7 protein-coding genes are annotated in these 11583 nt (G+C 69.0%); 3 read left to right on the top strand and 4 right to left on the bottom strand.

Features of this window, described 5'->3' with window-relative positions:
• Nucleotides 1-850: beta-galactosidase small subunit (locus FNH08_RS13000; RefSeq protein WP_228034085.1), on the top strand; the 850-nt coding region annotated here is incomplete at its 5' end.
• 21 nt (nucleotides 851-871) lie between these two features.
• Complete coding sequence (locus tag FNH08_RS12995; protein ID WP_152771632.1) at nucleotides 872-3076, top strand: glycoside hydrolase family 95 protein; 2205 nt, start codon at nucleotides 872-874, stop codon at nucleotides 3074-3076.
• Between the two features lie 366 nt (nucleotides 3077-3442).
• Here FNH08_RS12995 and FNH08_RS12990 read toward each other — a convergent pair whose 3' ends face one another.
• Entirely contained in the window at nucleotides 3443-5131 is a 1689-nt protein-coding gene (locus FNH08_RS12990) for an RICIN domain-containing protein (protein WP_152771631.1), read from the bottom strand.
• Nucleotides 5132-5339: 208 nt separating this feature from the next.
• Entirely contained in the window at nucleotides 5340-9239 is a 3900-nt protein-coding gene (locus FNH08_RS12985; RefSeq protein WP_152771630.1) for a putative Ig domain-containing protein, read from the bottom strand.
• Between the two features lie 656 nt (nucleotides 9240-9895).
• Here FNH08_RS12985 and FNH08_RS12980 point away from each other — a divergent pair.
• A complete protein-coding gene (locus FNH08_RS12980) occupies nucleotides 9896-10996 on the top strand; it encodes a LacI family DNA-binding transcriptional regulator (protein WP_152771629.1) in 1101 nt (366 codons plus the stop codon).
• 217 nt (nucleotides 10997-11213) lie between these two features.
• Here the strand turns inward: FNH08_RS12980 and FNH08_RS53040 are convergent, their stop codons facing one another.
• Entirely contained in the window at nucleotides 11214-11345 is a 132-nt protein-coding gene (locus FNH08_RS53040; protein WP_265579765.1) for a hypothetical protein, read from the bottom strand.
• On the bottom strand, nucleotides 11342-11542 hold the full coding sequence (locus FNH08_RS12975) for a hypothetical protein (protein WP_152771628.1): 201 nt from the start codon (nucleotides 11540-11542) through the stop codon (nucleotides 11342-11344). The genes FNH08_RS53040 and FNH08_RS12975 overlap by 4 nt, the downstream gene beginning before the upstream one ends.
• Nucleotides 11543-11583: the final 41 nt, after the last annotated feature.

The following is an 11583-nucleotide window of genomic DNA, read 5'->3' as shown; positions in this document are numbered from 1 at the left end:
GTCCCCCGCCGTGACGGGAGCGGGTCCGCTGCTCCGAACGGACGTCGGCTTCTCCCTCGGAGCCGCGCGGTTCGACAGCGCGGGACGGCTCGTGCGACTCGGTGACCTGGACATCGACGGGCTCCGCCCGGACGTCTGGCGTGCGCCGACCGACAACGACCGCGGGGGCGAGGAACCGGTCGAGCGTGCCTGGCGGTCCATGGGCCTGCACCGGACGCGGCACCGCCTGGTCGAGGTGTCCCACGACAGCGAGAGCCTGCTGGTCCGGACCCGGGTCGGCGTCGCCGGACACGACCGCGCCCTGTTCGCCGACCATCACTGGAGGGCCGAGGGTGACTCCGTACGACTCACCTTCGGGGTGACCCCGCACGGGGACTGGCCCCATCCCCTGCCCCGCCTCGGCCTGCGCATGGAACTGCCTCAGCACCTCGACACCGTCCGCTGGTACGGGCTCGGGCCCGGTGAGGCGTATCCGGACAGCCGTCGGGCCGGCCGGGTGGGCCGGTTCACCAGGACGGTGAGCGAGATGCAGACACCGTATGTCCTCCCCCAGGAGAACGGCCATCGGGCCGATGTGCGGTGGGCGGAGCTGACCGGCCCCGACGGATCCGGGCTGCGCGTGCGCGGACAGGAGCTGTTCGGGCTGACCGTGCGTCGCTGGACGAACGAGGACCTGGACGCGGCACGGCATCTGCCGGACCTCGTGCCCGGCGAGAACATCCACCTCACCCTCGATCTGGCCCAGCACGGCCTCGGGTCGGCGTCCTGCGGACCGGGGGTACTGCCGGCGTACGCCCTCACGGCGGTACCCATGGAAACATCCTTCGTCTTCTCCCCGCTGACCTCCTGACGCACCGGACCGGAAGTTCCCATGACCGTTCATCACATCCACGACGACCGTCCCGCAGCCCGATGGGAGGACGCCTTCCTCTCCGGCAACGGCGAGTACGGGATCATGGTCCACGGCGATCCGCACACCGAACGCATCGTCTTCAACCACCACCGATACGTGCTGCCCAACGGCACCCGCGACCTCCCTCCCCCCGCACTCGCCGGACGGATGGAGGAAATCCGCGACCTGATCCTCGACGGCCGCCCCTACGAGGCACAGAAGCTCGCGGCAGGCGGCTGCCCGATCCTGTGGACACAACCGTTCCACCCCGGTTACGCGATGCTGGTGGACTCCCGGGAGCGTGGTCCCGTCCGGGGCTACCGGCGGGTGACCGACTTCTCCACCGGCGAGATCACCGTGCGATGGACAGACGAGACAGGTGAACACACCCGGCGCAGCTTCGTGTCACGCGCCGACGCGGTCGTCGTCCAGTCGTTCTCGACGGCGGACCGTGACCTCGTGGTGTCCCTCACCGGCGACCTGCCGGGCCGCCCGGAGGACGTCGGCTACCACCAGAGGGCGTACCAGGAGGACGGCCGAGTCTTCCTGCACATCAAGGGCCGCTACCCAGAGGGGCTCGGGGCATACGGGTTCGAGGGGCTCGTCCTGCTCCACGCGCCCGGCGGCACAGTGGACATCGTGGGCGACACCGTGCGTGTGCGGGACGCCGACGAGGTGCTGCTGCTGTCCAAGCTGGACCGGCACGAGACGGAGCAGGGAAACACGGCCGCCCTGTCCGAGGCACTCACCGCCCTCGTGCCCGACTACGCGGAACTGCTGGCCCGGCACACGGCCCTGCACACCCCCGCCTACCACCGGGTCGAGCTCGACCTCGGTGTCAGCCCCTCCCAACGCGGGCTTCCGGTGCGGGCACTGATCGCCAAGGGCTACCGGGCTGCCCTGCTGGAGCGCATGTTCCACTCCGGCCGCTACCTCCTCCTCAGCTCCAGCGGAGTGCTGCCCCCGCGGCTGACCGGGCTGTGGCTCGGCGCCTGGGGCGCGGCCTGGTCGGGCGACTTCACCACGGACGCGAACATCAACCTCCAGATGGCGGGCGCCAACCTGGGTGCGCTGCCGGAGGTCACCGAGGCGTACCGGTCCCTCATCCGCGGCCAGATCGACCACTGGCGGGACAACGCCCGTGAGATCTACGGGGCGCGCGGCCTCCTGGCGCCGAGCCGGACGGACGGGGAGAGCGGCCACCTCTTCCACTTCAATGACGACTGGCCGCTGATGATGTGGGTGGCGGGCGCCGACTGGCTCCTGTACCCGCTGCACGAGCACGAGTCGGTGTCCGGTGAGCACTCGGCGGAACTGGCCGGCTGGCTGGGCGAGGCGGCCGTGTTCTTCGAGGACTTCCTGACCCGGACCGACGCCGACGGGCATGTGGTGTTCGTCCCGTCGTTCTCGCCGGAGAACGCGCCCCACTCGGCGTTCGATCCCTTCGCCGCCGTCAACGCCACGATGGACATCGCCGCCGCCCGGCACGCCCTGACCGTGAGCGGGGACCCCCGTTTCGCCTCGCTCCTGGACCGGCTCCCGCCCTACCTCGTCGACGAGCGGGGCGCGCTCGCCGAGTGGGCCTGGCCCGGGGCGGAACCCAGTGAGGAGCACCGGCACGTCAGTCACCTGTACCCGGTCTGGCCGCTGCACGAGATCACGCCGGACGACACCCCCGAACTGGCGGCGGCGGCGCACCGGGCCCTGGAACTGCGCGGCGACGAGAACCTCTCGGCGCACGGCAGCCTGCACCGCGCCTTCGCCGCGGCCCGGCTGAAGGACGCCGCGCTCACCGAGGCCGGCCTCCGCAAGATCCTCGACAACGACATGGTCTTCCGCTCCCTGATGACCTCGCACAACCCTGACCTGGACATCTACAACGCGGACGCGGCCCACGCGCTGCCCGGACTGCTCCTCGAAATGCTGGTGTACACCCGGCCGGGCATCGTCGAACTGCTGCCCGCCCTGCCCGACATGTTCACCCGGGGCGCGGTGCGCGGCGTGCGCTGCCACGGCGGGATCGTCATCGACGAACTGCGCTGGGAGCCCGGAAGCCTCACCGTGAGCCTCCGGTCGCGGACCGAGCAGACGGTCACCCTGGCCCACCGCGCGTCGGGCCTGCGGAAGAACGTGACGCTGCCCTGCGACGTGCGGGTGAGTGTCTCGGCCCCTGCCCTCTCGTAGCGTCCACCGACCAGGGGGGCAGCAGCAGCTGCCCCCCATCGTGCTATGCGAAGAAAGAACTCGGGCGGTGCCAACGTCGCCGCCGTGTCGGCCAGGATCCCCACACGGCGCGGCCCGGCGGACGGGGACGAGGTCGGCCCCCGCCACCGCTCGCCGGCCCGACGGACATCCGCCGGTGTCGTGGCCGTGCTCAGCGTCGCCCTGGCCGCGAGCGCCATGACCACCGCATCGCCGGCGCAAGCCGAGATCCCCAGCGGCCTGGTGCTGCGCTTCAAGACGCCTCTGACACTCACAACCGAACACCGAAGCAGGGAGCCGCGACCACCGAGGCTCCCTGCCCGGCGTGGGCGGGCGGTCGTGGCCGGGCTATGCCACCTTCACCGCGCGCCAGCGCTGCGGGGTGCCGTGGTTCGCCGTCCACTGGACGCACTTGGCGCCGTCAGCCGTGCCGCTGCCGTTGTCCAGGTCCTTGCCGCTCATCCGGTTGACCAGGAGGTAGCAGCCGTTGCCCGCGTCGGTGACCTTCCACTGCTGGGCGTTGCCCCCGTTCGCGGTCCACTGGATGGCGTTGGCACCCTCGGTGGTGGTGTTGCCGTTGTCGAGGTTCTTGCCGCTGTACACGCTGGTGAGGGTCCAGTAGCCGTTGCCCGCGTCGGTGAGACGCCAGCGCTGGGAGTTGGCGCCGCTGTTCGGGGTCCACTGCATGACCTGGGCTCCCTCGGTCGAGGTGCTGCCGTTGTCGAGGTTCTTGCCGCTGTACTCGTTGGTGAAGGTGTAGACGCCTGCCGTGACCGAGCCCTTGTCCCGGAGGGCGGTGAGCGTACCGAAGCCGAGTTGGTCGTAACCGCCGCTGTTGGGGCCGTAGTCGCCTCCGCCTCCCTCGGCCCGGCCCTGGGAGGCGTAACGCGCGGTGTACGGCGCCGAGAGCCCTTTGCGGCCCACGTAGTGGCTGTAGATCAGCTCCCAGACCGGGCGGATGGACCCCCGGCCGTCAGCGCCGACGGTGTCGTACTCGTTCCACCCTTCCCAGACGCCGGGCGCTCCGACGTGGACGGTGTACGGAGTGAACGGCACGTCGTAGCCGAGGTTGTACTTGGCGACGTACTCGCAGGCCTTCAGGAAGCGGTTGCTGTCGGCGCCGTAGAGGTCGTAGCCCTGGTTCCAGGCCATCTCGCAGACGATGCCCATGAGGCCGATACCGAGTGTGGTGTGCCCCTGGTCGCGACCGCTCTCCTGCCACTGGGCCAGGCCCTCGGAGGCGTAGACGTACGGAATGGCGTTCTCCAGCGAGCCGTTGCCGGCACCGTTGTTGAAGTAGTCGACGGCCTGTCCGACCAGGGTGTCGTCGTCGCACAGGATGCCGATGGCGAGGACGGAGGCCATGTTGCACAGGTCCCAGCTGGCCCAGTAGTTGGTGATGTACGCGCCGTTGTGGTTATCCAGGAAGGAGTCGTTCAGGGGGTAGAACACGTTGCGCATCATGTTCTTGAACGCGGTGACGTCGAACGCGGAGTGGCCGCGCATCAGTTCGCCGGCGTTGGCGAACTGGTAGCCGTATATCCCGGCGGCCAGGAACCGGTCGGCGTTCCCGTCGATCTTGGTCAGTGTGTTGGCCCAGGCGTTGAGGATGTTCGCCGCGGTCTGACCACAGGCGGCGTTCTGCGAGATCTTCCAGCGCAGGCCGTTCTGGTAGGCCGCGGCGATGTCGTTGTACAGCGTTCCGTAGTTGTCCGACGAGTCGCTGCCGCGGTACACGGTCGCCTGCGGGTTCGGGGTCCAGCCGGACTGGGCGTGGGAGTTGGCGAGCAGCTTCGCCCAGCCGTCCTGCCAGGGCTGTAGTCCGGCGTTGACGACCGAGGTCATCCGGCTGAAGTCGCTCGCGGTGTGCAGGGCGCTCGGGTGCTGGGTCACGGCGGCCGCCGGCCATGCTCTGGTCATCAGGCCGGCGGCGACGAGCGCCGTCCCGGCCAGCAGACCACGTCGGCTCGGTCCGCGTCCCGGCGAGGAGTGTGAGACGGAGTCGCGGGGTCGCGGCTCCGTGGGCGGATGCGTCATTGCATGCCCCTTTCTCATCATGGAGAGGGTGTTCCGGAGTTGGGCGGAACAGGCGGGGCAGCGGGGCGCCGGCTCGCAGGCACGGTTCGACGCCGCTGTCGCCGCCGGAGCCGTCGACACCGATCGTCCAGTCGGTGTCGACGGCCCGTGTGGGGAGGCGCGGCCGGGCACGAGGGCCACAAGTGCCCGGCCGCGCCTGATCGAAGGGTTACTCGGGGAAGGGATGGAACTTCAGGAGCCGGACCTCGGCGACGTTGAGGCGGCCTTCGTGCTCGTCGAGGACGCGAAGTGCCTTGACCGAGGCCGTCGAGGGCAGCGCGAAGGTGTACCACTGCGACGCGGAGGTCACTCCGCTGAACGTGGTGAGGGTGGTCCAGGTGGCTCCGCCGTCGTCGGAGCCCTGGACGACCGTGCCGTTCGCCCGCGCCGGGTTACCGACGCGCGGACGGATCGAGACCAGGTCGAAGTCGAGCTTGGACCCGTCCGTCGGGGTCACCGTCGCCCAGCCACCGGGGGTCGTGGTGTCCGGTGCGGTGGACAGGTCGCCGTCGAACATCCGCCAGCCGTTGTCCGCCGTGCTGCCGGTGCCGGGCCACGCCGGCGTCGAGGCGTCCACCCAGGGCCGCTTGACGACGGTCTGGTCGACGAACTGGAGAAGCTGTACCTCGGCGAGGTTGGCGTTGCCTCCATGGTCGTCGAGCACACGCAGCATGGGGATGGACGTGTGGTCCTTGAGGGGGAACAGGTACCACTGCGAGTCGTCCGTCATTCCGCCGATCTTCAGGAACGTGGTCCAGGTCTTGCCGTTGTCCTTGGAGGACTGGAGAACCGTTCCGTTGCCCCGTCCGACGAATTTGGCGCGGGGCCGGACCCGCACCGCGTCGAAGGTCAGGGAGGCACCGTCGCCGGGCTTGACCGTCACCCACCCGTTGGCGTCCAGCGTGTCGGTGGCGGTGTCGGTGTCACCGTCGAACATCCGGTAGCCGTTGGCGGCGGTGGTCCCGGTTCCCGGCCACTGCGGGGTGCTGGAGTCGACCCAGGACTTGTCGACGGTCGCGACGACGACGTGGTCGTTCCACAGTTGCAGGGACGAGCCGTCCGTCGTGGCGTACCCGGTGGCTCCGAGTCGGCCGTCCTTCGTCGTGTAGTCGACGGAGAACCTCGCCGCGCGCCCGTAGTCGACGTTCGCGGGCAGGGTCGCCTTCGCCGTCCAGCGCTTGTCGCCCGTGCTGGTGACCGTCGCGGACCGGCCCTCGATGCGGACGTCAGGTGTCTCGATCGCCTCGGAGGCGTCGATGGCCAGGGTGACTTCGTCTCCGTTCTGTGCCTGGCCGGCCGTCTGGTTGTTCGAGGAGATGGAGATACCGGTCAGCGCCTGCGCGGTCTCGATCCGCTGCCCGGTGATGCGCATCTCGCTGAAGGACGAGATCCCGGGGTAGAACGGGTCGGTCGCCACACCGGGGTCGTCCACCTGGACCTTGACGAACCGGTAGGACTTGTCGGCCACCTCGGCCCGGACCGGGATGGTCTCCATCTCGTAGCCCTGGTCCGTGGTGTTGGTGGTCTCCCGGGACGTCAGCAGGGTCCAGTTCGTCCCGTCGTTGGAACCGTAGACGTTGGCGCCCTGGGACCGGTTGGCGAACCCGTAGGGAGCCCGCAGGCCGAAGGCGCTCGCCTTGACCCGGAACCCGGCACCGAAGTCCATGACGAACGGGGCCAACAGGTCACCGACCTTCGTGGTGACGTCCCCGTCGGTCATGTTGGCGATCGCGGTCGTGGTCAGCGTGGGTGAGGTGACCAGCCCCGGGTAGTCCAGCGTGTCGTCGGTGAGACGGGGGTTGAGCAGCTGGAGCTTCTTGACGGCGTCCTGGATGCTCACCAGTCCGTCGAGGAACGTGGCGTCGTCCGCCGAGTCCATCGAGTCCCGTACGCCGGCCACCGTCTTCAGCAGCGCCTCGCGGGTGCTGCTGACGTAGTCGGTGTCCGGGTCGTAGCCCTTGACCGCGGCCTCGATGGCCTTGGCCCGGTCGGCGGCCACGACGAAGGAGACGTTGAGGACGGTGTCGGTCGTGCCGTCGGAGGCCACGACGAGGGCCGGCGCCGGGTTGGCCGTCCCGGAGGGCGTCCAGGTCAGCTTCCCGCTGTCGGAGTCCAGGGTCGCGCCGGAGGGCAGGCCCTGTGCCTCGTAGGTGATTTTCTGGCCGTCGGCGGGGGTGGCGCTGAGGGTGCGGGTGACCGGCTTGCCGGCGACCGCGATGACCGTGGCCGAGGTGCCGGTCTTGAAGGGGGCCGGCTTCAGCTGGGCTGCGGCCTGCAGGTTCACCGTGCTGACGTCGACGTCGACCTTCCGCCCGGTCACCGTGAAGTAGGCGAGGTTCTCTCCGCCCAGGCTGCCCGGCAGGGTCGGGTAGCCCATGTCGTAGACGAAGTAGCGCCACTTGCCGTGCGTGTCGGGCAGCGACAGGGTGTGGTACGGGTCGAGGGCGGGATTCTTGCGCAGTTCCAGCTTCGCCGGGCCGTTCGTCCTGATCAGCACTCCGACCGGGCTGGAGCTGTTCCGGTCGTCGTACACCAGGGTTCTGACGCCGATCGTGGTGCTGTGCTTACGGGACGGGGACATCCTCACGAAGTCGCCGTCGTCGGAGGACTTCACCGTCGAACGGCGGTCGAGGAGCAGGCTGCGGTGCGCGACCTGCACCAGCGGGTCCTTCTGGACCGGAAGGGTCTGTCCGGCCCGGGAAGCCGGAAGGGCGAGCCAGTACTCGGGCGAGTAGTCGGGGTTGCTGTCCCAGAAGTTGCGCGGCTGGGTCCCCCAGAAGTAGGTCGAGCCCTCGGTCTGGTCGAACAGATGGGCCACGCTGGGTGCCTTCTTGCGCACGTTGACGCCCAGCTCGGAGTAGATGTCGTAGATCTCGTTCAGCGACTCGAACATGCGCCCGCGATAGGCCTCGGAGAGCCTTCCGGGACCGCCGGTGGTGTCGATCCAGGGGGTTTCCTTCTTGCCCATCATGAAGCCCGTGAACGCCTCGAAGCCGTCGAGGAGCCGGTTGCCGCCGAACGCGTAGGGCGAGACCGCCTTGCGCTGGGTGGAGACCTTCCCGGTGACCGGGTCCAGCTTGGTGTCCTGGACGGTGAGCATCCGGGCCGTGGTCGCGAGGGCGTTCAGGCCGTCCCAGGCGTGCGCCTGGTCCCGTCCCATCTCCTGCACCTGGACGAAGGACTTCTTGTAGGTGTTGAGCGGGTCGTCCTTGGAGATCCGGCGGACCATCGAGACCAGTGAGCCGCTCGACTGCGGGTCCGTGGTCGAGGAGTTGACCGAGAACCACTCGACGGCCTCGTCATAGCGCGACCGGTTGTCCGTGAAGATGTAGCCGGCGATGGCACCGATGTTCGCGTACGCCTGCTGGCTCAGGTAGTAGTCGTTGCTGTGGAGGAACTTCTCCGTGAGCGGCACCACGAGGTTCTTGGACAGTTTCTCCGTGTCGGAGGTCTGCCAGGCGGAGTCGTAGCCGTCGTCCGTCGGGTTCACCGAGGAGTAGCGGAGAAGTTCGGCGGCGGCGACCATGCGCATCAGCGGGATCGGGCTGTGGATGCGCGCGTCCGGGTAGACGGCGTACTTGTCCGGGTCCATCTGCGACCAGAGACGCAGGATGCGCATTCCGTTCTCGCGGTACACCGGGTCGCCCGTGATGAAGTACTCGACCGACTGCGTGTACGCGGAGAAGGCGTCCTCGATGAACTTGGACTGGACGGCCTGCGAGTTGAAGGCGGTCGTGCTCGGGACACCGGGCGTGGATCCCTGGATCGCGGGCTTGACCGTCTTGCTCGCCCAGCGTGTCTGGAGCATCGCCGCGTAGTACGACGCCCAGGGCTCTGTGCCGGCGAGGACCTGACTGCGTGCCCGCTTCAGGTCCGTGACGCTCACCCCGATTCCAGGATGGGCGAAACCGGCCGGACTCGTCGTCTGGGTGATCGTGACCGTGGGGTTCGCCGGCTCCTCGTCCGCCAGGGCGGGCGGGGCCGCGGTGAGGACGCCCAACGCGACAGCCAGGGCTGCCGCCAGGGCGCCCACCGCTCTCCCGAAGCGGGAGGGTGGATGGTGCGACATGTGCTCTCCTTTTCAAGCCCGGACGCCGGAAGGCGGCCGGCTGACGAAGCCGAAGGGGCGTGGCCCGCCGGACGCCCGTACCGGATGAGCGGTCGGCGTCCACCCGAGCGAGGGACGCTGTGACTGCTCGTCTTCCGGACGGATGGCATCTGGTGGCGATGGGTGGTCGCCGGATGGTCGGCACCACGGGCGGGGTGGCACGGGTAACGGGGCGAAGACGTCGTTGGAAACCGGGAAGGGGCGAGCGCCCCCGGGGGGCGGGCAGGCTTCGGCGGCCGGTCAGCGGGGACTGCGTCTGTCCGGTGCGACAGAAAGCGTTAACCCTCATGACACATCGCACTAATACCAAGACGATATATTTTACTCACTCTTTACGTTGGCGACTGGTCGCCGAGGGACTCAAAGGAGCCTTGCATAGGGCCTCTGAGCTGGCCTTATATCTGGCTTACCCCTCTCTTCTTGCCCAGGACTTGCGCCTCGCCTACGCTTCGGGCACCTGGAAGAAATCGTTGGCTATCCGATGCACGAGCGCGCCTCGCCTCATCCAACAGAAAACGTTGGCTGACAGCGGGAGAGGAGGCTGAGGGCCTGCACCGCCGGTTCAACGCGTATAGACTCAGAAAACCTGTAGTGAACGATCACCAAAGGGGCCGAGATTGCCAGTCGACGAGTCCGACAGCACGGGCCCTCGCGGCGCTGATCCGCAGGCATCCCGTGCGACGCTCAAGGAGGTCGCGTCCCGGGCGGGGGTCTCGGCGACCACGGTCTCGCGCGTCCTGTCGGGCAACTATCCCGTGGCCCGCGGGACCCGCCAGCGAGTGATGAGCGCGGTCCAGGAGCTGAACTACGTCGCCAACTCCCATGCCAGGGCGCTGCGCGGCGTGGAGACCCCCCAGGTCGGCTTCGTGCTGGCGAATGTCCTGGGACAGCCCTTCGCCCACGCCGTGATCGGCGCGGAGCGCGAGGCCGCGCGGCACGGCTATGTCTGCATGGTCGGATTCAGCGACCACAACCCGCAGCGCGAACTCACCGTGGTCCAGTCGATGCGAGAGCGCTCCGCCAGGGCGGTCATCCTCATCGGCGGTGTCGTGGACGACGAGGCGTACCGCTCACGCATGGTGGAGATCGCCCATGGCCTCGACCAGGCCGGTTCACGCCTGGTCCTGTGCGGCAGGCCGCCGCTGGCCCCCAACGTGCCGGCCACGGTCGTCGAGTACGACAACGAGGGCGGCGCGTACGCGGCCACGGGGCATCTGCTGTCGCAGGGCCACCGGCGCATCCTGTACCTCGGCGGCGACCCCGCCCACACGACCACGGCCGGCCGGCTGGCGGGCTACCGGCGTGCCCTGGCGACGCTCGGCGGAGGCCGGGTGAAGGAGATCGTCGAGCGGGTCACCTTCAACCGCGTGACGGTCTACGAGAGGATGCGCCGGCTCGTCGCCGACGGCCCGGAGTTCACCGCTGTCTTCGCCGAGACGGACCTCATCGCGGCGGCCGCGCTCAACGCCCTGCTGGACAGCGGTCTGGACGTGCCCGGGGACGTCTCGATCGTGGGTTACGACGACAGCGAGCTGGCCGGCGACGTCCGCCCCAAGCTGACCTCCGTCCGCGTTCCCTACGAGGAACTGGGGCGGTTGGCACTCTCCACCGCGCTCTGCCTGCGCGACGACAGGTTCCCGCCGGCCGAACAGCATCAGGTACTCGGCACCTCACTCGTCCTACGGAACACGGTCGGGCCCGCACGAGACCTCGGTTGAGGCCCGTACGAACCCGATCGGACGCCCTGCTCACCTGCGGGCGGTGTCGCAGGGGCTCGGGGCATCGGGGCGGTAGGCCCCCGGACACCTCGCGACATGGATCCGTTTCCCCTCCCCCAGCGGGTGTGGGGAGGGAATTGTCGCGAGATGCCCAGGGCCGTGCGCCGGTGGTCCCACCTGTGGTCAGAAGACCGGGTTCCGGCCGTCGGTGCCGCGGTTACTTCTGGGCGGTGTAGTCGGCGGCCTCCGAGTCGGACATCTGCGGCGCGTTCGCGCCGGTGCCCGCACCGGGGCCGGTGTTCTTGTACTCCTTGAGCCGGGCCTGCGTCCAGGAGTAGTCGGTGGTCATGTTGGTCCACGGTGAGCGGCCGTGATACCCGAGTTGATCGTCGTGTTGCGGACCACCGCCTGGGGCCAGGCGTCCGCCGTGTTGTGCCACGGCCGGCCGAGGTACATCGTGTTCGTCGGCACACCGTTGGTGTAGATGGTGCTGCCGGTGATCAGAAGGCCGTACTTCTTGCTCTTGTCGGTGTTGGGTGCCAGCACCGTGCCACCGACCCAGTTTGCGCATCGCGATGTTGCGGCGG

This window comes from Streptomyces spongiae (genome assembly GCF_009377185.1).
GTDB classification, from domain to species: domain Bacteria; phylum Actinomycetota; class Actinomycetes; order Streptomycetales; family Streptomycetaceae; genus Streptomyces; species Streptomyces spongiae.
The sequence above is the reverse complement of the archived record's forward strand: the minus strand, read 5'-3'. Positions and strand labels throughout refer to the sequence as shown.

What these genes read in the sequence shown, in the direction of transcription:
- FNH08_RS12995 (WP_152771632.1), top strand. Translation starts at nt 872, where the DNA reads ATGACCGTTCATCACATCCACGACGACCGTCCCGCAGCCCGATGGGAG.
- FNH08_RS12990 (WP_152771631.1), bottom strand. Translation starts at nt 5,131, where the DNA reads ATGACGCATCCGCCCACGGAGCCGCGACCCCGCGACTCCGTCTCACAC.
- FNH08_RS12985 (WP_152771630.1), bottom strand. Translation starts at nt 9,239, where the DNA reads ATGTCGCACCATCCACCCTCCCGCTTCGGGAGAGCGGTGGGCGCCCTG.
- FNH08_RS53040 (WP_265579765.1), bottom strand. Translation starts at nt 11,345, where the DNA reads ATGACCACCGACTACTCCTGGACGCAGGCCCGGCTCAAGGAGTACAAG.